The sequence below is a fragment of the Paraeggerthella sp. Marseille-Q4926 genome (assembly GCF_916618935.1).
GTDB lineage: Bacteria > Actinomycetota > Coriobacteriia > Coriobacteriales > Eggerthellaceae > Paraeggerthella > Paraeggerthella hominis.
Map to the genome: position 1 here is coordinate 277,399 of NZ_CAKAKF010000003.1, position 26,235 is coordinate 303,633.

Below are 26,235 nucleotides of genomic sequence, written 5' to 3' on the forward strand. Positions count from 1 at the left end.
ATTAGACGCCCGCCTCGATGGCGCCCTTGACGATGTAGTTCGCTACCTCCGGGAACAGGAGCACGCCGGTGTCGGCGTAGGTCTCGGCCGTGCCGTTGGTGTACTTGGGCTCGTGGTGGACGCCGATGAAGCCGGACTCGTCGAACTGGTAGCTGAAGCCAGCCTCGCCCAGCGCGGCGAAGTCGACGGCGTAGACGTTGATGTTCTCCTTAGGCGTCGCGCAGACGGTTCCCTTCGCCTGGTTCGCGTCGAGGATGCAGTCTCCGATGCCGAGGAAGTTCTTGAGGTAGGTGAAGCCGAACGCGGTCTCGATGTTGTTGATCGTCGAGGCTCCGAGGTACTCGGCGACGTCGAGCGGGTTGACGAAGAACACCGGCGTGCCGTTCTCGTCCTTCTCGTTGAGCGCTTTGGTGAGCGCGCCCCAGGTGTTCGCGATCGCAGCCTGGAACGTCTTGCCGGTCGCGGTGCCGGTCCCCGCCTTCAGGAACGCGAAGAAGTCCTTGCGCAGCCCGCCCTGGATGTCCTGGATCATCTTCTTGTCGGTCTTCTCGACGGCGGCGTCGAACCCGTACTTCAGGATGTCCTGCTTGGTGGTGGCCTTGCGGTAGGACTTGAGCTTCACAGCGTACGGATCTCCTACCTTCTTGTGCTCGTACTTGGACAGAGGGATGTCGTCGCCGGGAGTTACCTCGGCTTCGGACAGGGATCCCTCCACGGTGTACATCTGGATCTGGGTCCCGGCGGTGAGCGTCTGCGGCGTCTCGATGCCGAACACCGTCATGAACGCGGTCACGCCCTGCTCGAACTTGCTGGCGAACTCGATGTCGAGGACGCGGGACGCGGTGCTGAGGTTTGCGTCTGCCATTTTTCATCATCCTTTCGGTTTATTTGAACAAATCGATGTTCTCCGCGATCGCGGCTTTTCTCTCCTTGCTGTTCTTGATCGCAAGGATCTCCTGCTTGGTCATCTTCGGGCCGTTGCCGTCGCCTCCCTTGCGGGTGTCGGACTGGCCGGACGGCGCGGAGGGCTTCTTGTACGCTTTCGCGATGGCCTCTGCGTGCGCCTTCATCTCCTCCTTGGTCGCTCCTCTGACGAGGTCTGCGGAGACGCCGGTTTCCTCGGACACTTCGGCGAGCCACGCCTTCTGGTCGCGCTCGGCCCTCATAGCGTCGAGCTCGGCTCGGATGCTGGCAAGCTCCTCGTCGGTCGTCTTGCTGCCGTCCTGCTGCTTCGCGCTCGCCTTCGCCCTCTTCTCCCATTTGCGGGCCTCCGCCTTCCAGTCGGTCGTGTCGGCTGCCGGAGCGCCTGCGCCCTGCGGCTCGGTGCCTCCGTCGCCGTTCTGCGTCGGCTCTGTCGGTTCGATCGTTGTGATGTTGTCTTCGGCCATGATGACCATCCTTCCTGCGCCATGCGGCGCGCTTGGTTCGCGTCGCCATGCGGCTCCGCTTTGCTGTCGCCCGGTTCAGGGCATGAAAAAAGCACCCATGCGGGTGCTTGATTCCTAGGTATGTCCGATGCAGTTCAACGCCTTGCCGAGGGCGGTCGCTATTTGCGCTTCTTGACGCGCTGCGCGTTTCCTCGCTCGGCTGCTGCGCGTACCGCCGTCTTCTTGCGGTCGGCTTCGGTATATGCGGCCTGCTTATCGATGCGCTGGCCGGAGTATCCGGCTTTCAGCTTGCCGTCTTCCGTGTAACGGTTGCGCCTCTTCTCCTTCTGGTGCTGCCGATGCTGCGAATGGTCCTTCCGCGCAAACGATTCCGCGTCGCCGCCGTACTGGCCCCACGCCTTGTCATCGTACTCTGCTGGGTCGAACCCCTCGATGGCGGGGTCTTTGTCCCATGAGCACACGACGCGGCACCTGCATCCGTCGTGGTAGTGGTCGGGGTCGAGCTTGCCGGCGGTCAGCTCTGATCTGTACGCGAAGCCGCGCGATGCCAGCATTCGGCAGAACTCGCACGAATCGCCGCCCAAGGGTATTCGAGCGTACTTCGGCTTCCTGGCGTCGCGCTCTCCGTTCAGGAACATCGTGCGGCCAACGGAACGCTGTATCTCGTATCCGACGCGCTGCAGAAGAATGGCTTCCACAACTTTTATTTCAGGCGTCTCCGCCAGCTTCGAGGTGATGCCGTAGGTCGCGTTCCTAGTCGACTCGGGGTCGCGCCCGCTGTCGGTCGAAGCGCCAAGCTTCTCACCTGTCTGGTACTCGCGGATTCCGTCGTAGAAGGAAGCCGCCATAGTTGATGCCAGCACGTCGGACGCGCCAACGATGCGCTCCATGATGTCGGCGATTTGAGCGCGCGCTGCCTGCGGGTCGCTCATGTCAACGGCTGCAAGCGCGGCGACGAGCCGACTCTTCGCCCTGTAGCTCACCTCGTCGACCGCGTCGGAGAACTCCTGAATGTACGAAAGCGGGATGGAATACATTTACTCCACCACCGTAGGCTCGTTCTGCGACGGCTTATTGACGGCGAAGATATCGCTGATCGCGTTAGCCGACGCAGCTTTGTTCCTGTCGTCCATCAGGCGGCGACGCGTGCCCTCGTCGAACCCGAGCTGTTCGAGGAACACGTCGGTTTCGGCGATCCAAGGCGCGACGGACGCGATCTTCACCATAGCGTCTGCCTGGGAGACGATGCTCGGCATCGCCGGGTTGCGGAATATCGGCGTGATGCTGCGCTCGTCCTCTGTGAGCTTTTCGAGCGGCTTGTCGAGCACGGCTGCCACCACCATGCGGGCGATGTTCCGCAGAGCCTCGCCGTTTCCGTCGTTGAGGTCGTCCGCCTCCATGATGAGCGGCTCGTTCGCCGCGTAGATCGCCTCCGCGCTCGACGGGTTGTCGTGGATGACGCCGAGCTGGCTTATCGCCACGTTCGTCTCTCCGCTGAACCTTGCGGCGAGGCTTCGCATGTAGTCGACGTGCGGCTGCATTGATCCTTGTGCGAGCTGCCCGAACTGCGGGACGTCGCCCTCCGAATCCCTGCCGATGGTGAAGATCGATCCGATGTAGGCCTCCCACTTGGAAACCTCTGCGAAAGCCTCCTCCTTGCTCACGCCGAGCAGGTACTTTTGCGGAGCCGTGAAGAACTCGGCGCTCACCTCGGTGCGCAGCGCCTCGCGCACGGCGCTGTCGGTGATCGAGCGCACGGCGCGCGTGATGCGCGACTGCCCGAACGGGCGCGCCTCGGTCGGCCGGTACGCCAGGACCTCCATGAGCGGCCGTCCCATCTCGTGCTCGGAAACCGAGTAATCCCAAACGCCCGACCGAGTGGCCCTCGCGTTGACTATCGCGTCGTCGACGTACAGGTTGATCTCGCACGCCTTTCCCTTGTCAGTGTAATCCACGATGGTGAAGCCGTACTTGATGCGGTTCTTGCGGTAATCCCAGCGAGCAGCGGACGATTCCGCCGAATGGAGCCCGATTATCACCTCCGGCTCGCCAGCATCGACGTCGCCGCGCGATATGGTTACGGCCGAGAAGCAGTAGACCAGCTCGGACGTGACGGCCATGCGGTATTTTCGTTTCAGCCCAGATTGCTCGGACACCCTGTCGAGGATGGCGGCGGCCGTCTCGTCGTTCGCCTCGAACCCGTCGAAGCGAGATCGCACGGCGAGGGCCTCCACGGCCTTCTGCGGCCATCCCACGACGGTCTCCACGTCCTTGAGCGGAGGCGGGATCGACAGTCCCAGGTCTTGCAGGGTGTTCTTCGCCTCGTAGTACTTGTTCTTCTTCTGGTTGCCGAGGATGTGCTTGCGCCAGATGCCCCATAGGTCGTCGAACACGTCCTGGTACGGGAAATCGGGCGCGAATCGCGGCTTCTGGAACGCCGCTCTCGTCGTAGCCATCAGCCGACCACCGCCTTTCTGCTAGGGTCTCTTTTCGTGGTTCTCACGCCCCACAGAGCGAGGCACGCGGCCTCGAGCGGGGTGATGTCGGTCTCGTTTCCCGGCTGGAAGCCGAAGCCTCCGCCTTTGCCTATCTCGCGCTTCTCCGCCGCCTTGACCGCATCGTCGAGCGCAGGTTGCCCGATGTGCGTCATGGATCCTTCCGTGACGGCGTTCAGGAACATGGACGACGCCGCCGTGACCGTTTCCGGTTTCGCGGGGTCCAGCGCTCTCTTGACCACGCCGCCGGCTAGGAGCCGGTTGTACAGGTCGAGCGCGTTTGCCTTGCCGTCTATGACGGTCGTGCTGACCTTCCCGCACCGAGGCGTCAGCCAATCTTCAGCCCACTGTATCCCGTTCTCCGTCGATCCATGCTCGAGCACCTCTACATGGGGCGTGGCTCCCCTTTTCCATATCGCGATCGCGATTGCCGCGCGCTTTCCGTCCGCCGAGAACTTCACGCCGTAGGCTCGCTTCCAGGAAGCCTGCTCTGCTATCTCCTCGTCGGTGAAGTCGACTTTGAGCGCGTCCCATTCGGAAGGGTCGAAGCACCCGTTTGCCATGTCGCTCGCCCACCAACCAAGCCTCTCGCGCGCGAACCCGTCTGGCGACATCGTTTTCAGCTCCTTTTCGACCGCCTTTCGCGTTAGCCGGTAGCCGAGAGCGGGATTGGTTTCCTCCCACCTTGATTCGTCGGATACATCGCCGATTTCGTCAACCGACCATTCGATCCAGTTCGTGCCGCCGTGCTCGCTCGACAGCGCGTTTCTCCGCGTTCGCGGGAATACGTCCCCATTGGTGGTTGGACCGGGCGGCGTTCCTAAAAGAATGAGTTGCGAGTTCTGCAACGGGCCAGCCGAACTGGTTGGCATCAGAGCCTCCAACTGGTCGTCGGTGAGCTCCTGCGCCTCGTCGCACACAACTACGTCCACGGTGAAGCCGCGCGCTGCGCCCTTCGAGCGGGCAGAGAACTCTATCGAGCCTCCGTTCGTCAACTCGATGGCCTCCTGCCCGTTCGTCTTGCGGATGGCTTTCACGATTTCGGCAAGTTCTGGATATTCGCTCTCGTTCTCGAAGAATGAGCACAGGCGCAGGAATGCCTTGCGGGCCGTCTTCACCTCGTGTGCGGTGTGCAGTATCTTCTCGCCCTCCACAGCAGCCCCGTACAGTTCACGAACTTCAAGAGTGCCGTTCTTCCCGTTCTGGCGCGGAACGGCCAGCCCGCAAGTGTCGTGCGCGTATGTGCCGTCATCGTCGTATGCGAGCCAGTCATCCAGCACGGTTTGCTGCCAAGGGTCGGGAGTAAGTCCGTAGGCGCCGGCCATCTCCGCCGCATCGCCTCCGTACGTGTAGGCGTAATCGTCAGAAACCCTAATTCGCGGATCTTGGTTTCCTCTTAGCTGGCGCTTTCTTGCGCTTGTTCCTCGCTTCATCCAAAGCCGTCCTCCTGTCTTTTTTCGGCTGCGCCTTCTCCAATGCGCGTATCTCCTTGGTAATATCCATGAATTGCTTTGAGAGAGCCGCTATGTCGCGTCCTGACTGGGTTTCCTCCAGCTGCCTTGCTATCCCTAGTCGGAGGCATTTCAGCATCTCGAGGTCGTCAGTACCCTCTGCGAGGGCCGCAAGCGTCATGCATCCGCCCTCTGGCATCCGGAAACCCCTCCTTTCGGGCTAAAAGATCAAAAACCTGGTGCGGAAAAGAATCGCGGGGGGATATTAGCCCTGTGCCGCTAGGGTGGCTTCGGACGAAGGGGAGGGGGTCCCCCCTGGGTCACCACTCCCTCGACTTCGGGAGCCTGTCGGCCGTCGGCTCCGGAGGCTTCCTAAGCGTCTTGTTGCCTCTCTTTTGATTGCATATCCTATGCGCAGGAGCGACGTTCGAGATGTCGAGCGGGTTGCCGCCCTTGGACACCGGCACGAGCTCGTCAAGCTCGAACGACATCGGGTGGCGCTTGGTCTTCCCGTCCGTCGGATCGACGTAGGTCGCGAGCGAGTAGTCGATGGGAAGCCCGCATATATGGCACGGCAATCCCATCGCCGCCACGCGCTTGCGCAGCGCGTCCCTTCTGGCTCCGTTGGCTCGGCGCGGGTTAGGCTTCGACATGCCCCGTCGCTTCCATGGCATCGACTCGCTCGTTCATCGTATGGAAACCCCTGTGAATTATCATCGGCGCACCTCCATCCCCTATCGCCCGTCCATCGGAGACTCGTTGTTCGCGAAGCACTCGCCCATGCCGTCGTAGGCGTCGACAGCGACGATGGAGCCGATGCGCGGACGGGCATGCGGAACCGGTACGCCGCATGCCCGCAGCATGGCGCGGCTGATGGCGGTGTCGTATTGCAACGCGATTGCGATTACCTCTTCGACGGATACCATTGCTGCCTCCCTGTCTCGGCGATAAAAAAGCCGCCCCTAATGGACGGCTGTTCGGTTGCGTCTCGCTTATATCAGACTATCAGGATCAGACGGCAATGGGCGGCAGCGTTTCTATCGGCGCGGCGTTGGGGAACTCGTCGCGCCGGAACGTCTCCGGGATCAAGCGGTACAGGTCGCGCGCCCCGGCGTCGCCGATGGTGCGAGCCTGGCGCTCGCTGTATCCGATCACGCGCCCGACGTAGGCCCACGTCCGCCCCTCGACCACGTGCATCCACATGGCCCACCTGCCCACGTGGTGCGGATCGCACATGTCCTGGGCGGCGGCTATCTCCGCATAGCATGCCGACACGCGGTCCGACCACTCCGCCTCCAGCTCCATGATGCGCGCGACGCCCTCGCCCAGCCTGTCCCCGCATCCGCCGGATCGGGAGCCTTCGAACGACGCCCCCATGGACACGAGCCGCGACCGCACGTCCCTTATCCTCGACTCGATCTCGCGTATCTCGTCGTCCATCGTCTTTATATGCCGCAAGTAAGACGCGACGCATGCCCGCATGACGAATATGTCGTGGTCCAAATCTGCCTCCGGAATCCGATCGAACAAGTGTGCTTGATATTTTATCGCATAAATTATCACTGTCGACGAACATGCGAAAAACGTCGCCTCCCCTTGACGAAATTCGATAGGCGGGTATCATCATCCCCCTCTCCCGGAAAACGGACGAGCTCATCGATGCAAAGCAGTCAGAAGGAGGCGGCCTTGACGCTCATTCGCAAAACGAAAAAGGAGAAAGTTCGCTATCTCGAGTGGTTCGATATCCTCTCGCTCACCGTTATCCTATTCGGCTGGGCGATCCTCTCGTCCACTATGTCGCTCTTGGGCCTTTCGCAAGGGACGGCGACGGTCGAAGGCAACATCTCGTTCTCCGTCGCGGACAACTACAACGCCATCGCCGTCCAATCGGGGTTGCTGGCGATCGCCCTGCTGTACCTGCGAGCCAGGAACTTCGATTTCAAGGCATGGCGCATCAAGCTCGATCTCAGAGCGGTCCTCTGCGCTGCGTTCGTGTTTCTAATCGGCTCGCTCGCCTTCGATGCCTACATGGTCGTTGCGGGGTCGATCCGCGAGGCGATCCAGTTCCCGAACCCGATCGGATCTTTTTTCTGGAGCGAACCCGTTTCCAGGGTCTTGCACGCCGCGCTCAACGGAGCGTACGAAGAGCTGTACTTCCTAGGCATCTGCCTCGCGGTGAGGCCCAGGCACCTGAAGTGGGCCGTGCCGTTCTCGTTGCTCGTGCGCGCAAGCTTCCATACCTACCAAGGGTTAATGCCTGCATTGGGAATCGGCCTCGTGTTCGGAGGAGCCGTCTACCTGATCTACAGGCGGTCGAAAGACAAGAACCTAGCGCCGTTTTTCATCGCGCATTCGGCGGCAGACGTGTTCGGACTGGGAATCCTGTCGCATTTCATCGGGTAGAGCGCCGCCTCCCTTGACGTGCTCCACGCGCCACCTCGGCGAGCGCCGGGGATCGGCCGCGTACGCCTGGACCGTGCGCGGCTTGAGGCCCGCGGCCGCCGCGCACTCGCTCGCGGTCCCCTCGGCTATCAAGGCCCCGCGGTCGAACACCCTGTAACGCTGCCTCTCGCGAACCATGGCGCGGCTCCTCCCCTGCGTCGGTCGTTTTGCAGATGATACGGCACGGACGTCGGCGAGTCCAGCGCGCCCGCGCGAAGCAAGCTCGTGCCAGTTGCATTAAAGAATCAGATCCGCAACGGTTTCCCGCCCGTCTCGCTCCGCCCATCGCCCCTGCCGTTACAATGCCGGATAAGGCAGATCGACTCGAGAGGAGAGCCAATGGAAGACGTCAAGGAAAAGCTGGGAGAAGCGGCCGACAAGGCGAAGGAAGCCGTGAGCGAGGCGGCCCACGACGCGAAGAACGCCGTGAAGGACGCCGCCCACGACGTGAAGAACGCCGCCAAGGACGTCGCCGCCGACGCGAAGAACGCCGTGAAGGACATCGAGGCGGAGGCGAAGCGCAAGTAGCCGACCGCGCTCTCGCTTAAAGGAAGAAGGGCCCGCAGCCTTGGATCGGCTGCGGGCCCTCTTCCTTCGTCAGCTGTACTGCCTTGTAACCCTCATCTTCACGTCTTCGACGGGAACTTTGCTCTCCCTTAGCAGGATGCGCAGGTCGTCCAGGTCGGGCAACGTCCCCTCGCCGGCGATCTCGACGACCACCGCGCCGCCCGACGCGTCGACGGAGACCGGCTCGTAGGACGATTCCCGCAGCCACTCCCTCACGGACTGCGCGGCGCCGCGCTCGAAGGAGTACTGCTCGATGACCTCGTTGCTCGCAGCGGCGAGGGGCACGGCGAGCAGGACGGTCCCGACGACCGCGGTGGCGTACCACAAAAGCCTCGCCTTCGCGCTGCTTCCGTCCTGCGCGTGCCCCGCAAATCCCATCAGGAAGAACACGGCATTGCACGAAAGCTGGATGGCGAAGAAGTTCACGGTGAATAGGAGCAGGGCCCCTGACGCGACCGCTTGGGCCCCCTGGGCGAGAGCCGCGCCCGCCACGCAGAGGGGAGGCACGATCGACACCGAGATGGCGACGCCCGGGATGGCGTCGAACACGTCGTCGCGGCCGACGGCCAAGGCTCCGACGGCCCCGGACGCGACGGCCACGACGAGGTCGACGAGGCGCGGGGAGACCCGCGACGACACTTCGCCGTTGCCGACCAGCGGGACGCCGGCCGGTATGGCGAGCGACGTAACACCGGCGACGGCGACGACCGCAGCCGCTCCCGAGAGGGCGACCAGAAGGCCCCTCGCCGCCTGGCGCCGCTTGCCCGTCGCGATGGCGAACGACGTGCCGATCATGGGCGACATGAGCGGGGCTATGAGCATCGCCCCTATCACTATGGCAGACGACTCGGCGGCGATCCCGCAGGTGGCGATCACCGCCGACAGCACGAGGCAGAGAAGGAACGCGGAGTACTGCTTGACGGGATTATCGACGCGCACCAACGTGATGCGCTCGATCTCGGGGATCCTCTCGGCGTTGGTTTTCCCTCCCGCGAATATCCTGGACACGACGCTCATCGAATGGCCTTTCGCTCGGCGGTGGATTCCTGCAAGAGAATGCTACCACACCGGCCACGGCGGCAGGCTCTCTGCGCTCATTCCGCGCCTCCGATCGGATGGCTGCAAAACGTCCTGCTGGTTGAGTGCGCCGCGTTCTTTAGAGAAGGGCGACGGGCAGCCGGGGCATACGCTCCTATATCATCGGCGATCCTCCTTCCTCCTCATTAACTCGACGGCGAGCATCCTCGCGATCCCTGCCAGCACCCACGCGCAGAACGCCGCCATGAGCGCGATGGACGCGACGAACAGCCACGCCGCCATCACATGCCCCATTCGTCCAGCTGCTCGTCGGAAGGATCCCAGTTGCTCTCGTTGGTACGCCGCTCTTCCAGGCCGCAGTACGGGCAAGCGAATGATGGCTTTCGCATGCGAGCATGGAGGCGCATATTCTTCGTTAACAGGAACTCGTGTCCGCATTGGGTGCTTACGGCAAACTTACCTTTCGCTAGCCAGCACATCCGCCATAAGCACGTCTCGCGTCCGCTCATTCGTCCACCACCTTCGCGCCGCAGAACCTATACGGATCGTGCAGCTCGCTCCCGCATACGTCGCACGATACGCTCGTGCCTTTGCGGATGGGCTTGCACGTGCGCTCCCAGCGGGTGTTCCAGGTTTCGGCTGCGTCTGCGAACGCTCGCAGCTTCTCGATCCCGCTCGTTTCATCGGCCATCATCGGCCTCCTTTCGTCTTGATGTAGTGCAGATGCCCTGCGCGTCGGCAGCTTTTGCACCGGCACCCGTAGCGGTTGTAGCCGGCGTACGTGCCATGCGACGGATGGCCGGGATCGGCGGACATCTCGGCGAGCACTTCTGCTCGGCGCTCGCGCTCCCTCTCGGCTCCCTTCTTGCGGGCTTCGCGAGAAGCGGCGCGGCATCTCTCGCATCGGCATCCGTACTTGTAGCCTGTAGCCGTCCCGTGCCTTCGGTCGCTCGGATCGGCAACCATGTCCTCCAGGTGCTTCTCGGTGCCGCGCCGCTTCGGGAGCGGCGCGGCGGGCTGCTCGACCGCCTTCTGATCGCTTCGATGCCGAAACCCCCGCACCTGCCCGTAGTGCTCCGCCATCAGGCCCCCTCGCGGCAGAATCCCGTCACCGGACCGTAGAGCGTTTTCATGCATCCCTTTTTCCCGAACTCGTCGTGCTCGGAATCATCGGCATCGTGATCTTCACCTGCGCCGATGCCGTAGCCGATGCGGGCTGGGCGGGCGGCTTCGCTGCACGTCCGTTCCACCATGGCCCGCTCGGCCTCGCTCGCCGCACGCACGGCGTCCGACGAGGCCGCATCGCTCATCCCGGCGAGGGCCGCGCGCCCCTCCTCGGCTCGCGCCTCGTCGATCAGCTCGTCCAGGTACCGTCGGGCTTTGAGGAGATCATCCAGGCCGTCCTTGAGGTCGTAGCTCCACAGGCACTCGAGCACCGTGCAGCGCAGGTGAGCGGCGAAGCCCTCGCCGGCCATCGAGCGCATGGCGTCGATGCACTCGATCCCTCCCTGCGTGTAGTGGTCTGGATGGTTCACGTTATCGGCCATTTCGCAGCCTCCTGTCCGGGCCGTCGAACGCGACGACCGCGTTTCTCCTGTCGCCGAGGCGGCTCACTATCGCCTTGGCTGTCTCTACGTTGCCGTCGGACGCCATCCGCGACGTCAGATCGATCGAGTTGTACTGCGTCGTGACGATAGTCGGCTTGCCGGTCCTGATGCGGGCGTCCAGCACGTCGAACAGCTTCGACAGCGCCCAGTCGGTCGGACGCTCCTTTCCCAGATCGTCGACGGCGAGCAGACCGACGTTGCGGTACCGCCCCATCACGTCGGCCTCGCGAGCAGCCCCGTCGAACACGCTGCGGAAGTCCCGCAGCAGGTCGAGCGACGTCGCGAAGAGCACCGTGCGCTCGGCGGCGTTGGCGATCAGGACGGCGCAGGCGGCGTGCGTCTTGCCGCGCCCGACGTCTCCTCGGAGCAGCAGCACGTCGGACGGCGACGCCGCCCAGTCGGCGATGCGCCGGTCGCACCCGTCGAGCGACGCCGAGCGGTAGCGCGAGGGAACGCCGGATCTGGCGAGCCGCTCCTCCACCTTCAGCCGTCGCTGCCCCTCCTTCCAGGCGGCTGCCGCCGCCTCCTGCTCCGGAGTGTTCCTCGGCGCCTCAAAACGCCCCAGCGTACTCGCCAAGCTCATCATGGCCGACCCCCTTCCCGGCAGCGTCGCGGCGGGCCCAGTTGCGCGCCGCGGCCCTCCAGTCCCGCATCTTCGACTTGCCGACCGTCCAGCCCTTCGACGCGTAGAAGTCGCAGAACCGCTCCGCGTCGAGGCTCAGCCCGGCCTCCTCCGCGAAGGCTCGGACCTCGTCGGGGGTCGGGGCGCGAAACCTCGCGCGCGCACCTCCCTCTTTTTCTGGTCTGGTTTGGATTGGTTTATCTTGGCTTGGTTTATATAGGAGGGGTTCCGAGGTTTCAAAACCCCCGTTTTCGATGTTTGAAACGGGGGTTTCACCTTCGTTTAACCTCCGTTCTTTTTCGGCTTGCTTTTCATCTTCCGGCGCGTTTTCCGGCTCGTTTTCGGCTTCTCGAACGTCTCTGGTAGCTTCTTTCCTCTGCCGTCTCGGACGCCCTCCGGCGTTGCCCTCGCGCGCGCTCACGGAGTTGTCGACGTCCTCGCGGATCGACTCGAACAGCGCGTCGAGCGGGTATTCGAGAGAGGGTTCCGCGCCCTCGGTGCCGTAGCGCATTACGGCGAGCGCGAACATGCCGCGCTGCTCCTCGGACGGGATCCGCTCGACGACTCTCGTTATCTTCGGGAACCAAGTGAACTTGTTTGGCATCGTTTCTCCTAGAACGGTATGTCTTCGTCGTGAACCGCCTGGCAAGCGTCGACGACCGGCGCGGCGCTCGCAACCGCCTGCGAGCCGTCCTGCCGCTTCATAAGCTCGATATCGTCAACGACCACCTCGATCTTGCTGCGCTTCTGGCCGTCGCGCTCCCACTGGCTCCAACAGAGCTTGCCTTCGATCGCGACCTTCGTACCTTTCGACAGGTACCTGCTCAAGCTTTCGGCTCGGTTGCCGAGCATGGTGCAGTCGATGAAGTTCGGGTAATCCTCCCATTCGCCGGTCTGCTGGTTCTTGCGGCGGTCGTTGACCGCCACGCCGAAGCCGAGGACCGGCATGCCGCCCGCGGTCGACCTCAGCTCCGGTTCGCGGGTCAGGTGCCCGCTGATGATCGTTCTGTTTATGCTCATAAAGGTGCTTTTCCTCTCGTTCCCTCGGCCGCCCCTTCACTCGAAAGGGCGTATGGTGTAGACTGTCGGCCGTCGCTCGAAGCCCCCCTTCGACGACGGACCCGCGCGCCTCGTCCGCGCGGGTCCCTCTTCCGGGACCCTCCGATCGCTCCCATATGCCGCTCCTCCCGCTCCTACGCCCCGACGCCGAACGCCAGCATGAGCGCGTAGGCGGCGGCTGCGGCGGCGAACGGGGCCGGCAGCATCTTGCAGCCGCGCTCCCATTCGCCGTGTGGTATCATTCGGTTGCCTTCATCGGCGGATGCGCGCCCCGACTTCCACATCCGGCGCGCTTCTTTTTTTCCTTCCATTCCCTATCTCCTCACGTGGTCCGGATACGGGTTCGGCTCGCGGAGTTCCGTCGGCCGAGCAAGCTTCGCGCGCTCCAGGAACACCCGCTCGCCGTTGCGCGTGATGACGCGCACCTCCCGGCGCAGGTCGGCGCTCCTGTCCATGCAGAAGAGCGCGCTGCGGAACGCGCCCGCCAGCCTCCGCACGCCCCTCTCGCCCGGCTCCACCGGAGCGCACGTCACCTCGGCCACGTCTCCGGGATTCGACTTCTCCAAGAACTCCCTGGCGGTCTCCTCGCAGAAGACCCGAAGAGGGCTCTTGTCTCCGTCTCGGTAGCCCGGCACCTCGGCCTTGTCGATCATGTGCAGCATGGCGATCCTCCTTACATTCGTAATGTATACATACGTTATGTATGTTTTTTCTAGGTGCATATTAACATACAATTCGTATGTAACCAATACCTGTTTTAGGAGTTCAATTGCTCGGAAAAAGGCTCCGCGAAATTCGAATGGCGCATGCTCTAACTCAGCAGCAAACGGCTGACCATCTCATGATTTCGCTGAACGCCTACCAGAAATACGAGCAGGGCACCAGGGCGCCGTCACCGGAAACGCTAGTAAAGCTCGCGGACTTCTTCGACACGTCTACCGATTGGATCCTTGGGAGAACGGAGGATCCGTCGTTCTCAAGAGACGTTGGTGAACGCTGAACATATCTTCCAGCGCATCCCATATCTCGAAGTCTCCCGTCCGGTCCCCCGCCTCGATCTTCTGATAGTAGTTAAGGCTTATCCCCAGCGAATCCGCTACGGCCTGCTGGGTCATGCCGGCGCGCCTGCGCGCCTCCTTCAACGCTTCCCGGCCGTTTCCCATGGCTGGCGCCTCCTTCCTTTCATGCATTGCTTTTTCCCGATGGATTGTAGAACCTCGCGCACGTTTCCCCAGACAGCGGGCACTTCGGCGCGTACGAGACGATGGGCGCGGAACACGCCCGCTCCACCATCGACTTGGAAAGGGCGCCGAAGCTCTCCGCCGCCCGCGCATCGCGCCCCGGAAGCACGTGGCCGTAGATTCCCAGCGTCACGTCGATCTTCGAGTGCCCGAGCCGCTCCTGTACGACCTTTATCGCCTCGCCGTGCGACAGCAGGTAGGTCGCATGCGTGTGCCGGAGCGTGTGCAGGTGGACGTGCTTGGCGAGCTTGAGCGACTTCGCGAGGGCGCGGAACTCCGCCGTGAACTCCGACGGAAGTATCCACGTCCCGTCCGGATGCGAGAACAAGGGCGTCTCGTCCGTCTGCCGGCAGCCGCGCTCGGCCATGACGGCCTGCTGCAGCGCGATCTGCGAGCGGATCGCGCCGGCGGTCTCGTCGTCGACCGTCAAGACGCGCTTGCCGCGCTCGGACTTCGGCTCCTTGTACTCGGCGGGGGCCGACATGCCGGGGACCTGCGCGACCGAGCGGGAAACCCTCACGCCCGGATGCCACGACGCCTCGCCGCCTGGGGCCATGTCCATGCCGATCCGCTCCGACCAATCGCCGACCTGGAAGCCGGCGAGCTCGCCGCGCCTGACCCCGGCGTGCAGGCACGTCCACCATGCCGCCGCGAACGTCCGCTCCATGTAGCCCGCGTCGTCCTCGACCGGTTTCTCAAGAACTTCGTGGAGGCGCGCCGCGAGAGCCGCGAAGTCGCGCTCGGAAAGCGGCTTGGCCTCAGGGCTTCCGCCGCGCGGCACCGCCACGCCGAGGACGGGATTGGAGTCCACCACGCCGTCGCGCATGAGCGTGGAGAAGCAGCCCGACAGCATCGCGTGGAGCTTGCGAACGGTCACGGGCGACAGCGGCGATCCGTCCTTTCCGCCGCTGCGCAGAAGCGACCGATAGAGCGCCGAGAAGTCCGACGCCGAGGCCCGGTCGTACTCGATCCGCCCCACGCCGGGATGAACGTAGCAGCGGGCCATCGACCGGTAGGCCGCGACGGTCGACGCCGCATGCCCGTAGTCGACGAGGCCGTCCAGGTAGTAGTCCAGGAGCGCGCCCACCGTGTAGCCGGAGCCAGTCCTCTTCGCGCGGCCCGCCTTCAGCTCGACCTCCTCGACGGTCTGCGCGATCTCTTCGTCGGTCGCTCCCGGCGGCAGCGTCCTCGATACCTGACGCGTCTTTCCCGTCGCCGCGTCGACGCCGGCGTACGACCGCACTACTATGCTGCCCGTCCTAGGATCAATCCTGATGCTCGACAATCTCCTGTTCCTTCCTGTGCTTTCGCCACCGGGCCGCGTCGGCCATGCAGTCGGCGACCTCTCCGCGCATGAACCTGCCCGTCACGCCGAGCGACCCCATCGTGCGCCCCAGCTCGTCGGCGCGGTCGTAATCCATCGCGTCCACGACGATCAGCCAGGGGCCGACGTCCGCCGACCTATCGACCATCGAAGGCGCCTTGCCCGACCGCGTCGCGCGCGGCCGTCCAGTCGCGAACCTTCGGCGAGTGGCCCACCACGCGGCGGTACAGCTCGTTCATCAGTTCGACGCCCTCCCGCCCGTCGAGGGGCTGCCTGTGCGCCGGATGTATGTACTTCGCCAGATGGGGGCTGTGCATGACCGCGAGGCGCGACAGGGCTGGCCAGTAGTTGTTGCTCATCCCCATCGCCTGCTGGTTGCGCATGATGGTGCACCTCTTCGTAACGCTCGCCTCGGCGGTCAGCCTTATCATCCAGGCCGCGAAGGTCGTTATGCTCGGATCGGCCGGGTACGGCCTCTCAGCCCATGCGGCGGCTTTGAGCGCCCACGTGACCGTCCGATCCTCCCCTTCGCTCATGACCCCACCCCGCATGCCATCATGATCGCGTAGATCGCGAGCATCGCCGCGAACGGCACCGGGAGCAGCCGCATGCCGCGCTCCCATTCGTCGCGCAGGCATCGCTCCATGTCGTACTTGACTGCGCGTGTTATGCTATTTACGACCTGTTGGTCAGTTGCGCGCTTGCTTTCCACGGCTGGGCGCGCTTCTTTTTCAGCTCGCATTCCGCACTCCTCTCATGAACCAATCGTCGAACCACTCTGGCTTCACCCGCATGCCGCGAGACTGCCCGACCGGCATGAAGGACTTCATCTCCCCGCTTCTTACGGCGAGCGACAGCGTGCTGTACGGTATGCCTGACGCACGCTCCACCTCCCTCAGCCTGTACATGGGCTTCACTGGCAGCTCGGCGACCCTCGCCATCTCGGCGAAGATCTGCCCATGGGTTTCGGTTTCCATCGGCGCCTCCTTTCTCAATCGATCATCGCTATCAGATAGCACCGGTGTTCCCCGCTTCTCCCTGTCGGGAGCGGGTATTGGGCGGTGCCCTAGGTTTTCAATGTGCTCGCCGAATAGGCATGGGGGCGAAAACGTGGTAAGATTCGCTTAGAACGGAGGTAATAGTATGTTCAAGGACCTCGACAGCTTCATAAAAAGCGATGGGCTGCTGCAGCGCTCCCCCGACCGCGAAAGCGAATCGGAGCCGATCATCGACGACCTGGGCGACGATCCGAGCCCTGAGGCGGCGGCGATGGCCGTTGCCGAGTTCTTCGAGAAGTCCCTTCCGAGCGTCTTGGACGAGTTCCGCGACTGGCTCGGCTCGTAACAACCTCTCTCGTCGGAAGCGTTTCCGACTCCATGCCTATTCGGTTTTCAAGGTACGTTCGCACCGAGCCGAATACCCGGAAACACGGCAGCCTGTTAGAATTGGCTTTGCGAGAGGCAATCGAGGAAAGGCGCGCCATGACAAGCGAACTGAGAAGACCGCTCGATGGCATAGCGTCAAGCGTCGGCAACGTGGGAAGATCCGTCGCCCAGGCATCGAAATCAACCGACGAGATCCGAAGGAGCATCGACAACCTCGGAAAGCGAGTTTCCGAGTCATCGGCCATGCAATCGGTCGACCTTCTCACGGACGACGAGATCGACGAGCTCAGAAAGCTCGTGAGTCTCGGAGACGGGGCGAAAGGATACGCCGCATCGCGCCTTGAATCCGAAGCCGTGCAAGGAATGTACCTTCAACTGTCGGATCTCGGCTTCATCCATTGTTTTCGCGATTTCGACGGAGACATCTTGTACGTCGACTACGACCCGAAAGCGAACTGGGCCATCGCCCGCCACGACAAGCTAGCGGAACTGGAGGCTCGGCGTAAAGAAGAGGTCGATCGGATACGCGACGAGGACAGGAAGCACAGCCGCAACAACGTGATCATCGGATGGTTCCTCGGCCTTGCCACAGCAGCCATACCGTACCTCGTCAATCTGGTCAGCTCATTGATTCAAGCACCAAGCCAATGAGCGTGCTCGCCACACCCAAAACGTAGCCCAGCACGACGTCTTTAACGGACTCCGCCTGATCCTCGCTCATGCCAAACAGGTCTTTCAGTTTCACGGCTACCGCCTTTCCGGCTGCCGTGTTTCCGGGTATTCGATTGTTAAGGTGCTTGCGGCGAGCCCGCTGCGGAGGATGACCGACAGCGCGCTGCCAATGGAACGGGTTGCCTTCGCGCTTACAGCGGCGCATCTGGTCGGCGCGGCTGCGGCTGAAAGGACGGGCCGGATCGGTCGATCCTTTGCGGCGGGTTCACCTCATGGCCGCTACAGCAGCGGCCTGATGTCCGTCATGAGGGCCGGCAGGCTGTCGATGCTGACGTTCGCCCGCTTGTGGTCCACGCCCTCGATGCGCACCCACTCCTCGCCGTGATCGTCCACCTCGTAGACCATCGGCGTCTCGGCCAGGTAGTCGTATCGGTGCGCGCCGCATTCGACGAGGGCATCATTGATGCGCTGAACGAACAGCGCCTTGTCCTCGGCTTCGATCTCCACTTGCTTTTTCGCCTCCTTCCCTATCCCGCCTCGCGCTCGGCGTACGCTTCCGCGCAGCCGTGGAACAGCTCCACGATCTCGTCTACCTCCGGGTCGGGCTTCGCGCCGTCCTTCGTCAGCTCGTTGCCGATAGCCTCCGCGTAGTGGTGCAGGCGCTCCCGCTCGGTCGGCACGTCGCCGTCGGATTCGAATAATCCGAAGGGACCATCGAGCCGATAACCCGGAAAGAACCTGTCCCGGATAGCCTTCGCTTCGTCGAGAGTGAACGAGATAGCTTCAGACAGCTTCATCTCGAATACCGCTTCCGTGCAACCGATTTCAGATGCAACTTGCTCAGGCGTAACTTCCCGCATATGCATGAAGCCCTGTAGATTCTTAAACATTTACTCATCTCCTCCTTTCCTACCCTGCCTTGCGCTCGTTGACATCCCTCGGAAGGCGCTCGTCTGTGCGGCCGTAAAGGTAGTCGGTGGAGCAGCCGTACAGGTCGGCTGCGGAGTTCGCCACCTCTGCGGGAATGTCGCGCACGTTGTTCTCGTAGAAGCACAGGCTCTTCGCGCTGCAGCCCAGGCGCGCGGCGGCCTCCTCCTGCGTCATTCCGACGCGCACTCGCTCGGACGCGAGCGGTTTAATCTCCAACAATGGAATCACCTCCCTTCATGCGCTTTTCGCGGAGCTTCCAGCCGAGGGAGACGCCCTACGCGAGGAACGGCATCGCGAGGAAGCTCGTTCTGGGCAGCCCCCAGTCCAGGAAGAGGTCCGCATAGAACAGGACGAGAAACGCAACCTGGATACAGGTGGCGATCGCCACCAGGGGCGGGGTTCTCGTATCCTCCATGGTTCACCTCCAACTTAACTACTAGAATTTTTCGTGCCTTCAGTAGGTATAGTACAACAATTTCTAGTAGTTTCAAGCGTAATTTTGGAATTGGTGGTAATATTTCTTGTACCAAAACAATTGGTAGGAGCTATCATGGAAAACAACATTGGTGAAGCACGACGCTCTTACGCTTTAGCTGTCGGAGGGTTCACGCAAGAAGATGCTGCGAGCTATTTCAACGTAAGCCTCGGTACGTACCGAAATTGGGAGCAGGGCGTCGGCAAGCTGAACGGCGAGATACTATGCGCCATCGCCGACAAATACGGCTGCTCCACCGACTACCTGCTCTGCCGAACCGACGACCCGACGCCTTTCCCCGCCTCGTCGCCGAAGATCGCGGAGACCGCCGAGGAAGAACGCCTCGTGTCCGCGTACCGCAGATGCACCAAGCGCGAGCGTCTGGCGGTGCTCAACACCGCCGAGACGATGGCCGACGACGGTGCAGCGAAAAATATGGACGATGGACGGGCTGCGGAAAAGATAGGGGCGTAATTATGGGACTATTTTCAATACTGTTTGGAAAATCTGGCGAAAGAGAATACCCTCTGCAGTCCAAGCCTACCCTAAAGCCTCTGCTGCTATCGGGCTGCGAAGAGCGGAAGGTGTACGTCTACGACGGATCACCGCTCAAAAGCATAAAGAAGCATGAAAGGATTGTGCTTCATGCTACCGCGGACGAGATCACAATGATCAGTGCTGAGACAGGCGGCGTATGGAGCACGAGCGATGAAGACTCTAGTGCCTGCGCGCTACTTTACAATGGTAAACCAATCGGATTCATGTCCTCTTATGGAGGCATTCTGCAAGAGCTGTGCAAGCGAGGTTTCGATGTGCAGATCGACGCAATGCGAACAGGGTCATATTCTCCGATAATCCCAGAAATAAAGGCGTACATGCCATCGTACCAAGAGGTAAAAGGCCTGCTAGATAGCAGGCAAAAGGCGATGAATGAAGGGCGCCTGGTCAAATTCAACATCAAAGAATCTGCATTCAAACAAGAGTTTGATGTCGCCAATAAACAATTCGTTCGTTCGGAAGGTGCTCCTGATTTCGTTGTAGGGTCAATCAGTATTTCTGGAGACACCAGGATGATTGAAGTACCTAAGGGCTCACGCGCAAAGCCGCATATACTTTTGCTCGACAAGGAGATTCCCGTCACAGAAATAGCAGCAACCTGCGGAGCCTACAGCACCCTGACAGACAAGGTAGGCCAGCTTCCGAGTTCGGCAACAATATCGAAGATACCGTCGATGCGGGATCGTCGCGAATTCTATTACGCGATTGAATTGACATACTAACAAGAAAGCCCAGCTCATATGGGTGGCATTGTCGAATGGCTTCAATCTAGAGAGGAGATGGAGCGGATGAAGATCGGGTACAGAAAACCGCGCATAAAATCGTCCTTGAAAGCGAGAACGACAGGACGTGCAAAAAGGTCGGTTAAAAAATCCATCAACCCGATGTACGGCAAAAAGGGCGTTGGGTTTGCGAAAAACCCACGGCGCTCCGTAAAGAACGCGGTCTACCGCAGGACAACGTTCGGCACCATGGACATATTGAAGAAGCTGTTTAAATAATAACTGCAAAGAAAGCCCCGCGCATCACCGGGCGGCAACCCTAGCGCGAGGCTTCTGAAGTACCAACCGAATAACGGAAGGCAGGTGCATTGTACCATGTCCAGGAAAAGCCGTCGCCGGTCGTGGGGGTCGATAACGATCGTGACGAAGACGAAGCACGTCGTAAGATGGATCGAGAATACCACCGACGGGCGCGTTCGCAAGTCCAAGACGCTCGAATGCACGTACCGGGAAGCTGACAGGTTTCTAGCCGAGCGAAGGATGGAAGTCGAAGCCCCTCCGGCCATGACCGTCAAAGCCCTATGGGATGATCACGAGCGGCCCGTCATGGCTGACAGGCTCGCGTCCGGCAGGATGTCGAATCGCACGGCCAGGCAGTACGACAGCTGCTGGGCGAAGCACGTGGCTCCCAGGTGGGGCGGCACGCCGTGCACGGAGGTGAGGCCGCTCGACATCCAGAAGTGGCTCCTCGAAATACCGAGGACGAGCGCGAAGACAGCGCGGATCGTGCTGAAGAAAACGCTCGATCATGCCGTCATGTTCGAGCTCATCGCGACGAATCCGGCAGACAAGAAGTTCAGGTACGCCGATTCCGAGCGAAGGGACCGCAGCGTGTACACGCAAGCCCAGCTCGAGCAGCTGGCTGAAGTCGTGCGGGGGTCGGCATGCGAAGTGCCTTTCATCCTGTGCGCGTTCGCCGGAATGCGAGTCGGCGAGGCGTGCGGCGTGCCGATCGAGAACGTCGAGTTCGGAGACGAAGCCGCCTCGATAGCGATAACGTCGCAGCTCGCCGACGACGGAGAGCTTCGCGCGCGTCTGAAGACGAGAGCGTCTAAGCGCACCGTAGGGCTTCCCAAGCCCTGGTGCGACCGTTTGCGCGATATCGTCGCAGACTTGCCCGATCACGCCTTGTGGGCCAACGACAACGGCGCAGGGGAGCCTGTTCCGCGCTACGTCGTCGCGAGAACATGGGAAAGGCTCGTTAAAGCATCCGCCGTCCCGTACCTTCCAATGCAGTCGCTGCGCCCGTCGTTCGAGACGATCATGCATTGGAAGGCCGGGGTCCCGATCGAGCAGGTCGCCCGCATAATGGGGCACACACAGGCTTCCACTACCGTCGGGCACTACGACCGTCCCGGCGGAGACGAGCTGGTTTCCGTGGCCGTGGAAGCCGCATCGCGCCTGTCCGAAATATCCTAACCTCTATCCCAGATAGGAAAAATAAGGATATTTCCAAAATATACCCAGGTCATTTGCGCAAATCATATAGTTGAGAATTATACAACTCTGCGTAGAAACCGCCAAGTTCCAGCAATTCCTCGTGCGACCCCTGCTCCACGATATCGCCGTCGCGTATGACCAAGATGAGGTCGGCGCGCTTGATGGTGGACAGCCGGTGCGCGATCACGAACGAGGTGCGCCCGCGCATGAGGTTGTCCATGGCCTTCTGGATGCGCTCCTCGGTGCGCGTATCGACGCTCGAGGTGGCTTCGTCCAAGATGAGCATGCGCCGGTCGGCCAGGATGGCGCGCGCGATGGTCAGAAGCTGGCGCTGGCCTTGGCTGATGTTGCTGGCGTCCTCGTTGATCTCGGTATCGTAGCCCTGGGGAAGCGTCTGGACGAAATGGTGAACGTACGCAGCCTTCGCCGCCGCCTCCACCTCTTCGTCGGTCGCGTCCAGGTTGCCGTAGCGGATGTTCTCGCGAATCGTCCCGTTGAACAGCCACGTATCCTGCAGCACCATCCCGAACAAGCTGCGCACGTCGTCGCGCGCGAAGTCGCGAACGTCCACGCCGCCGATCCGTATCGCGCCGCCCTGAACGTCGTAGAACCGCATGAGAAGCTTCACCATGGTGGTCTTGCCCGCACCCGTAGGCCCTACCAGCGCGACGGTCTGCCCCGGAGCGACCTCGGCCGAGAAGTCCTTGATGACCGGGTTCTGGGCATCGTAGCCGAAGCGCACGTGATCGAACGACACGCGGCACTCGACGTCGGCCGTGCGCGCGGACACGTGCTCGGGCTCTTCCTCAGGCTGCTCCAGGAACCGGAAGATGCGCTCTCCCGCCGCCGCCATCTGCTGCAGCACGTTGGACACCTGTGTCAGCTGCGTGATGGGCTGCGTGAAGTTCTTGACGTACTGGATGAACGCCTGGATGTCGCCCACCGTGATAACCCCTTGCACGGCCAGAAAGCTGCCGGCCACGGCCACGGCCACGTAACCCAGGTTTCCCACGAAGTTCATAATGGGCTGCATAAGGCCGCTGATGAACTGCGATTTCCACGCCGACGCATACAGCCGTCCGTTCGTCTTGTTGAAGCTTTCGAGCGCGCCTTGCTCGCGGTTGAACGCCTTCACGATGGCGTGCCCCGAGAACGTCTCCTCCACCAAGCCGTTGATCTCGCCTAACGTGTTCTGCTGAGCCACGAAGTACTTCTGCGAACGCTTCACCACAACCAGGATGAGCACTACCGACACGGGAAGGATGAGCACCGTGATCAGCGTCATGAGCGGGTTGATGCTCAGCATCATGACCAGCACGCCGATGATGGTCGTCACGGACGTGATGAGCTGGGTCACGCCCTGGTTCAGGCTCTGCCCCAGCGTGTCCACGTCGTTCGTGATGCGCGAAAGCGTATCGCCGACCCGCGTGCGCTCGAAGTACCCCATGGGCATACGATCGATCTTTTCGGCGATAGCCCGGCGAAGCTGGTAACACGTACGCTGCGAGATCGAGCTCATCATCCAACCTTGGACGAACGAGCACGCTGCCGACAGCAGGTACAGGCCCAGCGTGAACGCCAAGATGCGCGCGATGGCGTCGAAATCGATCCCGCCCGAACCGTCGATCTTGGCGACGATGCCGTTGAACAGCTCGGTCGTCGCAGTGGAGAGCACTTTCGGCCCCACGATATTGAAGACGGTCGATCCGATGGCGAACACGACCACCACCACGAGCGCCGCCTTGAAACGCCCCATGAACGAGACGAGCTTGCCAAGCGTGCCCTTGAAATCCTTGGGCTTCTCGCCGGGCATCATGCGCCCCGCGGGCCCGTGACCGCCGAAGGGGCCACGGCGCGGCGCCTCGGCCTGCTGCCGGTCGGAAGGCTTCCGTTCGCTCATGCGGCATCACCTCCGTTCAGTTCCGCTTCGGAAAGCTGCGACATCGCGATCTCCCGGTACTCCTCGCAAGACTCCATCAACTGCTCGTGCGTGCCCTTGCCTACCACGCGGCCTTCGTCGAGCACCACGATCAAATCGGCGTTCAAAACCGTCGAGATGCGCTGCGCCACGATGACCACCGTCTTGTCGGACAGGCGTGCCGCCAGCTCGCGACGCAAAGCGGCGTCGGTTTTGTAGTCGAGCGCCGAGAAGCTGTCGTCGAACAGGTAGGCGCGCGCATCGGTTGCCAAGGCGCGGGCGATGGCCAGGCGCTGTCGCTGCCCGCCCGACACGTTCGTTCCGCCCTGCGAAACGCGGGCGTCCAGCCCTTCCTCTTTGGAGGCGATGAATTCGCCGGCTTGGGCGATGGAGGCAGCCGTCTCGATGCGCTCGGGGAGCATGTCCTCGTTGCCGTACGCGATGTTCGAACCGATAGTGCCGCTGAACAAGAACGACTCCTGAGGAACGTAGCCCAACTGAGCACGCAGGCAGTGCTGGCTCACGTGGCGCACGTCAACGCCGTCCACCGTAACGGATCCGCAGGTCACATCGTAAAAGCGCTCGATCAGCTTGACAATCGTGGACTTGCCCGATCCCGTGGAGCCTATGATGGCCGTGGTCTTGCCCGGCTCGGCCACGAAATCGACGTGCTCGAGCACGCATTCCTTGGAGTCGCCGTACTTGAAGCTCACGTCGTTGAACGCGATGGCCGCCCCGCCGGTACGCGCGGCCAGACGCTGGTCGCAGGCTTCGTCGGCAGGAGGGTCGCACACGGTCGGACGCGCATCGAGCACTTCGTTGATGCGCTGCGCGGCTACGTCGGCGCGCGGAAGCATGATGGATATCATGCCGATCATGAGAAAGCCCATGATGATGACCATCGAATAGGTGATGAACGCGATCAGGTCGCCGGTTTGAATGGCGCCCGTATCGATGTAGCTGCCGCCCACCCATACGATCAGCACCGACACTACGTTCATGATCAGCATCATCAACGGCATCATGAACGTCATGACGCGGTTCGTGAACAGCTGGGTCTTCATCAGGTGCGTGCTAGCCTTGTCGAAGCGGGCTTCTTCGTATTCCTGGCGGTCGAATGCGCGGATGACGGGCAGCCCCGTGAGCATCTCGCGCGACACCAGGTTCACGCGATCGACAAGCGTCTGCATGATGCGGAACTTGGGCAGCGCCACGCGCATGAGCACCATGATGACCGCGAAGATGACCGCCACGGCCGCAACGATGATCCAGCTCATCGACAGGCTGGTGCGCGAGATCATGATGATGCCGCCTATAGCCAGGATGGGAGCGTACAGCACCATGCGGAGCAGCATGACGATCACCATCTGCACCAGCTGGACGTCGTTGGTCCCGCGGGTGATGAGCGACGCGGCCGAGAAGCTTTGCACTTCGGCGTCCGAGAAGCCGACCACCTGGCGAAACAGCCGGGAACGCAAGCCCGCAGCCACCTTCGCGGCCGTGCGGGAGGCGATGAAGCCCACGCACACGGCGGCGACCATGCCCACGGCAGCAAGGCCCAGCATCAGCAGGCCCACGCGAACAAGATAGCCCATCTGCATGTCGGACAGGTTGTAGCCAAGGCTTTCGTATTCGGCTTTCGCAGCGGCGATGGCCTGCTGCTCGACGATGGCCTGGCCCTTGTCCCCTATCTGCTGTTCGGCTTGATCGCGCAGCGAAAGAACCTGGTCCTTCGTGACGACCCCCTCCCGATAGGCCTGCAGAGCCTGATCGAGATCGAAGTCGGGGATCTTGTCGGCGTAGTGGGCGATCACAAGCGGAACGGACACCATCTTGTCGAGCGCGTCGATCTCCTTGCGCCCCTGGTCGTTGAGCCTGTACGTGCCCTGCTCCGTCTGGTCGTAGGCAGCGCGAAACACCTGCTCGTCGTTTTCGGGCAACAGCATGGCTACGGCATCATGGGTCTTCGCGGTCATCTCCTCGGTCGCCGCATGCTCCACGCCCGACTGCTGGATGCCCACGTCCACGATCTGCGACGTGTAGTTCGGCAGGGCCAGATCGGTGGCCGCCTGGACGACAAGCAGGCACACGATGAGCGCCACCGCGAGTTTGCAGTTTTTCAGATAGCGAATTATGCGCACGAAACGTCGCCGCCTTTCGCATCGGCAGGATGATCCTCCCGCGCGTCATCGCAGAAAGGGCGGGATGCGCATCCCCCGCATGCCGACGCAGCTTCCAAGCCGCTGTGCTGCTCGCGGGACTCCGCCATCTTGCCCAAGATGCGCACCAGATGGCGCATGTCCTCTTCACCGACATGGGCTATGGCCCGGTCGATGTACTCGTCGCGAAGGCGCCTTCCCTCTTGCGCGAGGCGCTCCCCGTCCTGCGTGAGGCTGACGGTGACGCCCCGATAATCCCCGCCCAGACGGCGGCGCTCTATAAGGTTCTTGTCCTCAAGCGATCGAAGCGTCTGCGACAGCGCGCTAGGCGTCGTGCGCACGAACTCGGCCACGCGATTCGGCCGCGCCTCTCCGTGGCGGCGAACCATCTCGTCTACAGCCATGATCGTGCGCGCTTCCGAGGGCGTCATGCCATCGGGGGTCGGCAGCGTGAAGCTGCCGTGCCGCATGCGTCCCATGAGCTCGAAAAGCTCGCTTCTGATCTGTCCGAACGAATCAGGCATATCGTTCCTCTCATGCTGGGGAAGATTCCGCGCAACGCAAGCGGCGCACCTTCCCGTACCCCTGTAATTTAGCTGCTAAACTTTAACACGAGTTAAATACTGCGTACCGAAATGTTTATTTGAACACAGAACCTGCATGCACCGCGAACGGGGCGTGA

General features: G+C 62.1%; 42 protein-coding genes. 9 read left to right on the forward strand and 33 right to left on the reverse strand.

The features are described from left to right. Position 1: 1 nt before the first annotated feature. The 9 genes from LG373_RS06355 to LG373_RS06395 all read right to left on the reverse strand — a co-directional run bounded on the left by LG373_RS06355 (position 2) and on the right by LG373_RS06395 (position 6,837). Positions 2-865, reverse strand: a complete 864-nt coding sequence (locus LG373_RS06355) for a hypothetical protein (RefSeq protein WP_225749331.1) — start codon at positions 863-865, stop codon at positions 2-4. A gap of 19 nt (positions 866-884) precedes the next feature. Further along, positions 885-1,388, reverse strand: coding sequence for a hypothetical protein (locus LG373_RS06360; protein ID WP_114565904.1), 504 nt, complete (start codon positions 1,386-1,388; stop codon positions 885-887). A gap of 158 nt (positions 1,389-1,546) precedes the next feature. Further along, positions 1,547-2,425, reverse strand: a complete 879-nt coding sequence (locus LG373_RS06365) for a hypothetical protein (RefSeq protein WP_114565905.1) — start codon at positions 2,423-2,425, stop codon at positions 1,547-1,549. Beyond that, positions 2,426-3,844 (reverse strand): phage portal protein, encoded by a 1,419-nt coding sequence (locus LG373_RS06370; RefSeq protein WP_225749332.1) that lies wholly within the window; start codon positions 3,842-3,844, stop codon positions 2,426-2,428. It lies immediately after the preceding gene. Further along, positions 3,844-5,316 carry a phage terminase family protein gene (locus tag LG373_RS06375; protein ID WP_225749333.1) on the reverse strand — a complete coding sequence of 491 codons (1,473 nt, stop codon included), beginning with the start codon at positions 5,314-5,316 and terminating at the stop codon, positions 3,844-3,846. Before LG373_RS06375 ends, LG373_RS06370 begins: the two co-directional genes overlap by 1 nt. Continuing rightward, a complete protein-coding gene (locus LG373_RS06380) occupies positions 5,255-5,533 on the reverse strand; it encodes a hypothetical protein (RefSeq protein ID WP_225749334.1) in 279 nt (92 codons plus the stop codon). The genes LG373_RS06375 and LG373_RS06380 overlap by 62 nt, the downstream gene beginning before the upstream one ends. 121 nt (positions 5,534-5,654) lie before the next feature. Continuing rightward, positions 5,655-5,987 carry an HNH endonuclease signature motif containing protein gene (locus LG373_RS06385; RefSeq protein WP_114565909.1) on the reverse strand — a complete coding sequence of 111 codons (333 nt, stop codon included), beginning with the start codon at positions 5,985-5,987 and terminating at the stop codon, positions 5,655-5,657. An 81-nt stretch (positions 5,988-6,068) separates the two neighbouring features. Next, positions 6,069-6,260 (reverse strand): hypothetical protein, encoded by a 192-nt coding sequence (locus LG373_RS06390; protein WP_114565910.1) that lies wholly within the window; start codon positions 6,258-6,260, stop codon positions 6,069-6,071. A gap of 85 nt (positions 6,261-6,345) precedes the next feature. After that, positions 6,346-6,837 carry a hypothetical protein gene (locus LG373_RS06395; RefSeq protein WP_147269841.1) on the reverse strand — a complete coding sequence of 164 codons (492 nt, stop codon included), beginning with the start codon at positions 6,835-6,837 and terminating at the stop codon, positions 6,346-6,348. Positions 6,838-7,020: 183 nt separating this feature from the next. Here LG373_RS06395 and LG373_RS06400 point away from each other — a divergent pair, with 183 nt between their 5' ends. Together LG373_RS06400 and LG373_RS06405 are read left to right on the forward strand one after the other, a co-directional pair. Further along, positions 7,021-7,737, forward strand: a complete 717-nt coding sequence (locus LG373_RS06400; protein WP_114565912.1) for a type II CAAX prenyl endopeptidase Rce1 family protein — start codon at positions 7,021-7,023, stop codon at positions 7,735-7,737. Positions 7,738-8,115: 378 nt separating this feature from the next. After that, positions 8,116-8,304, forward strand: coding sequence for a hypothetical protein (locus tag LG373_RS06405; protein WP_114565914.1), 189 nt, complete (start codon positions 8,116-8,118; stop codon positions 8,302-8,304). 69 nt (positions 8,305-8,373) lie between these two features. Here the strand turns inward: LG373_RS06405 and LG373_RS06410 are convergent, their stop codons facing one another. The 10 genes from LG373_RS06410 to LG373_RS06450 all read right to left on the reverse strand — a co-directional run bounded on the left by LG373_RS06410 (position 8,374) and on the right by LG373_RS06450 (position 13,331). After that, on the reverse strand, positions 8,374-9,360 hold the full coding sequence (locus LG373_RS06410) for a DUF389 domain-containing protein (protein WP_114565915.1): 987 nt from the start codon (positions 9,358-9,360) through the stop codon (positions 8,374-8,376). A gap of 180 nt (positions 9,361-9,540) precedes the next feature. Further along, positions 9,541-9,663 (reverse strand): hypothetical protein, encoded by a 123-nt coding sequence (locus LG373_RS12260; RefSeq protein ID WP_255616279.1) that lies wholly within the window; start codon positions 9,661-9,663, stop codon positions 9,541-9,543. A 223-nt stretch (positions 9,664-9,886) separates the two neighbouring features. Further along, a complete protein-coding gene (locus LG373_RS06415; RefSeq protein WP_225749335.1) occupies positions 9,887-10,075 on the reverse strand; it encodes a hypothetical protein in 189 nt (62 codons plus the stop codon). Continuing rightward, positions 10,072-10,464 (reverse strand): hypothetical protein, encoded by a 393-nt coding sequence (locus LG373_RS06420; protein ID WP_114565917.1) that lies wholly within the window; start codon positions 10,462-10,464, stop codon positions 10,072-10,074. The genes LG373_RS06415 and LG373_RS06420 overlap by 4 nt, the downstream gene beginning before the upstream one ends. Continuing rightward, on the reverse strand, positions 10,464-10,928 hold the full coding sequence (locus LG373_RS06425) for a DUF3310 domain-containing protein (protein ID WP_220149543.1): 465 nt from the start codon (positions 10,926-10,928) through the stop codon (positions 10,464-10,466). Before LG373_RS06425 ends, LG373_RS06420 begins: the two co-directional genes overlap by 1 nt. Further along, entirely contained in the window at positions 10,918-11,574 is a 657-nt protein-coding gene (locus LG373_RS06430) for an ATP-binding protein (protein ID WP_114565918.1), read from the reverse strand. The genes LG373_RS06425 and LG373_RS06430 overlap by 11 nt, the downstream gene beginning before the upstream one ends. Next, positions 11,540-12,214: a hypothetical protein gene (locus LG373_RS06435; RefSeq protein WP_114565919.1), complete on the reverse strand. Its 675-nt coding sequence runs from the start codon at positions 12,212-12,214 to the stop codon at positions 11,540-11,542. The genes LG373_RS06430 and LG373_RS06435 overlap by 35 nt, the downstream gene beginning before the upstream one ends. 8 nt (positions 12,215-12,222) lie before the next feature. After that, positions 12,223-12,630, reverse strand: coding sequence for a single-stranded DNA-binding protein (locus LG373_RS06440; protein ID WP_114565920.1), 408 nt, complete (start codon positions 12,628-12,630; stop codon positions 12,223-12,225). 173 nt (positions 12,631-12,803) lie between these two features. Further along, positions 12,804-12,980 carry a hypothetical protein gene (locus tag LG373_RS06445; RefSeq protein WP_181792505.1) on the reverse strand — a complete coding sequence of 59 codons (177 nt, stop codon included), beginning with the start codon at positions 12,978-12,980 and terminating at the stop codon, positions 12,804-12,806. Positions 12,981-12,983: 3 nt separating this feature from the next. Then, positions 12,984-13,331 (reverse strand): hypothetical protein, encoded by a 348-nt coding sequence (locus LG373_RS06450; RefSeq protein ID WP_225749336.1) that lies wholly within the window; start codon positions 13,329-13,331, stop codon positions 12,984-12,986. A 137-nt stretch (positions 13,332-13,468) separates the two neighbouring features. Between LG373_RS06450 and LG373_RS12310 the strand changes: the two genes are divergently transcribed. Further along, positions 13,469-13,669 (forward strand): helix-turn-helix domain-containing protein, encoded by a 201-nt coding sequence (locus LG373_RS12310; RefSeq protein ID WP_114565959.1) that lies wholly within the window; start codon positions 13,469-13,471, stop codon positions 13,667-13,669. On the opposite strand, the gene LG373_RS06460 is transcribed toward LG373_RS12310, so the two are convergent. The 6 genes from LG373_RS06460 to LG373_RS06485 are packed head-to-tail and all read right to left on the reverse strand — an operon-like array spanning position 13,605 to position 16,211. Beyond that, positions 13,605-13,832 (reverse strand): helix-turn-helix transcriptional regulator, encoded by a 228-nt coding sequence (locus tag LG373_RS06460; protein ID WP_216528662.1) that lies wholly within the window; start codon positions 13,830-13,832, stop codon positions 13,605-13,607. The genes LG373_RS12310 and LG373_RS06460 overlap by 65 nt on opposite strands. A 19-nt stretch (positions 13,833-13,851) precedes the next feature. Continuing rightward, a complete protein-coding gene (locus LG373_RS06465; protein WP_225749337.1) occupies positions 13,852-15,195 on the reverse strand; it encodes a tyrosine-type recombinase/integrase in 1,344 nt (447 codons plus the stop codon). After that, on the reverse strand, positions 15,176-15,382 hold the full coding sequence (locus LG373_RS06470; RefSeq protein ID WP_114565924.1) for a hypothetical protein: 207 nt from the start codon (positions 15,380-15,382) through the stop codon (positions 15,176-15,178). The genes LG373_RS06465 and LG373_RS06470 overlap by 20 nt, the downstream gene beginning before the upstream one ends. Further along, the gene (locus LG373_RS06475) at positions 15,372-15,770 is read right to left on the reverse strand and encodes a hypothetical protein (RefSeq protein ID WP_225749338.1); all 399 of its coding nucleotides are present in this window, start codon (positions 15,768-15,770) and stop codon (positions 15,372-15,374) included. Before LG373_RS06475 ends, LG373_RS06470 begins: the two co-directional genes overlap by 11 nt. After that, entirely contained in the window at positions 15,767-15,976 is a 210-nt protein-coding gene (locus LG373_RS06480; protein ID WP_114565926.1) for a hypothetical protein, read from the reverse strand. Before LG373_RS06480 ends, LG373_RS06475 begins: the two co-directional genes overlap by 4 nt. Next, positions 15,966-16,211 (reverse strand): DNA-binding protein, encoded by a 246-nt coding sequence (locus tag LG373_RS06485; protein WP_114565927.1) that lies wholly within the window; start codon positions 16,209-16,211, stop codon positions 15,966-15,968. The genes LG373_RS06480 and LG373_RS06485 overlap by 11 nt, the downstream gene beginning before the upstream one ends. Positions 16,212-16,377: 166 nt before the next feature. Here LG373_RS06485 and LG373_RS06490 point away from each other — a divergent pair, with 166 nt between their 5' ends. Further along, positions 16,378-16,578: a hypothetical protein gene (locus LG373_RS06490; RefSeq protein ID WP_114565928.1), complete on the forward strand. Its 201-nt coding sequence runs from the start codon at positions 16,378-16,380 to the stop codon at positions 16,576-16,578. Between the two features lie 137 nt (positions 16,579-16,715). Continuing rightward, positions 16,716-17,270: a hypothetical protein gene (locus LG373_RS06495; RefSeq protein WP_216528665.1), complete on the forward strand. Its 555-nt coding sequence runs from the start codon at positions 16,716-16,718 to the stop codon at positions 17,268-17,270. Here LG373_RS06495 and LG373_RS12265 read toward each other — a convergent pair. The 5 genes from LG373_RS12265 to LG373_RS06515 form a co-directional block, all read right to left on the reverse strand. Then, a complete protein-coding gene (locus tag LG373_RS12265) occupies positions 17,239-17,364 on the reverse strand; it encodes a hypothetical protein (RefSeq protein WP_255616280.1) in 126 nt (41 codons plus the stop codon). The two genes, LG373_RS06495 and LG373_RS12265, sit on opposite strands and share 32 nt — an antisense overlap. A gap of 206 nt (positions 17,365-17,570) precedes the next feature. Next, positions 17,571-17,798 (reverse strand): hypothetical protein, encoded by a 228-nt coding sequence (locus tag LG373_RS06500; protein WP_114565930.1) that lies wholly within the window; start codon positions 17,796-17,798, stop codon positions 17,571-17,573. Positions 17,799-17,818: 20 nt separating this feature from the next. After that, a complete protein-coding gene (locus LG373_RS06505) occupies positions 17,819-18,181 on the reverse strand; it encodes a hypothetical protein (protein WP_114565931.1) in 363 nt (120 codons plus the stop codon). A 19-nt stretch (positions 18,182-18,200) separates the two neighbouring features. Then, the gene (locus LG373_RS06510) at positions 18,201-18,440 is read right to left on the reverse strand and encodes a helix-turn-helix domain-containing protein (RefSeq protein ID WP_114565932.1); all 240 of its coding nucleotides are present in this window, start codon (positions 18,438-18,440) and stop codon (positions 18,201-18,203) included. Between the two features lie 55 nt (positions 18,441-18,495). Next, a complete protein-coding gene (locus LG373_RS06515) occupies positions 18,496-18,636 on the reverse strand; it encodes a hypothetical protein (RefSeq protein ID WP_216528667.1) in 141 nt (46 codons plus the stop codon). 135 nt (positions 18,637-18,771) lie between these two features. Here LG373_RS06515 and LG373_RS06520 point away from each other — a divergent pair, with 135 nt between their 5' ends. From LG373_RS06520 to LG373_RS06535, 4 genes are all read left to right on the forward strand, one after another. Further along, on the forward strand, positions 18,772-19,170 hold the full coding sequence (locus tag LG373_RS06520; protein ID WP_114565933.1) for a helix-turn-helix domain-containing protein: 399 nt from the start codon (positions 18,772-18,774) through the stop codon (positions 19,168-19,170). A gap of 110 nt (positions 19,171-19,280) precedes the next feature. Continuing rightward, positions 19,281-19,976 (forward strand): hypothetical protein, encoded by a 696-nt coding sequence (locus tag LG373_RS06525; protein WP_147269844.1) that lies wholly within the window; start codon positions 19,281-19,283, stop codon positions 19,974-19,976. Between the two features lie 18 nt (positions 19,977-19,994). Continuing rightward, the gene (locus LG373_RS06530; protein WP_225749339.1) at positions 19,995-20,255 is read left to right on the forward strand and encodes a hypothetical protein; all 261 of its coding nucleotides are present in this window, start codon (positions 19,995-19,997) and stop codon (positions 20,253-20,255) included. A 96-nt stretch (positions 20,256-20,351) separates the two neighbouring features. Beyond that, positions 20,352-21,455, forward strand: a complete 1,104-nt coding sequence (locus LG373_RS06535; RefSeq protein WP_114565935.1) for a tyrosine-type recombinase/integrase — start codon at positions 20,352-20,354, stop codon at positions 21,453-21,455. 49 nt (positions 21,456-21,504) lie between these two features. Here LG373_RS06535 and LG373_RS06540 read toward each other — a convergent pair whose 3' ends face one another. Genes LG373_RS06540 through LG373_RS06550 form a run of 3 tightly spaced genes read right to left on the reverse strand, consistent with a single transcriptional unit; the run spans position 21,505 to position 26,077 of the window. Continuing rightward, a complete protein-coding gene (locus LG373_RS06540; protein WP_225749340.1) occupies positions 21,505-23,376 on the reverse strand; it encodes an ABC transporter ATP-binding protein in 1,872 nt (623 codons plus the stop codon). After that, entirely contained in the window at positions 23,373-25,535 is a 2,163-nt protein-coding gene (locus LG373_RS06545) for an ABC transporter ATP-binding protein (RefSeq protein WP_225749341.1), read from the reverse strand. Before LG373_RS06545 ends, LG373_RS06540 begins: the two co-directional genes overlap by 4 nt. Continuing rightward, entirely contained in the window at positions 25,526-26,077 is a 552-nt protein-coding gene (locus LG373_RS06550; protein ID WP_225749342.1) for a MarR family winged helix-turn-helix transcriptional regulator, read from the reverse strand. Before LG373_RS06550 ends, LG373_RS06545 begins: the two co-directional genes overlap by 10 nt. Positions 26,078-26,235: the final 158 nt, after the last annotated feature.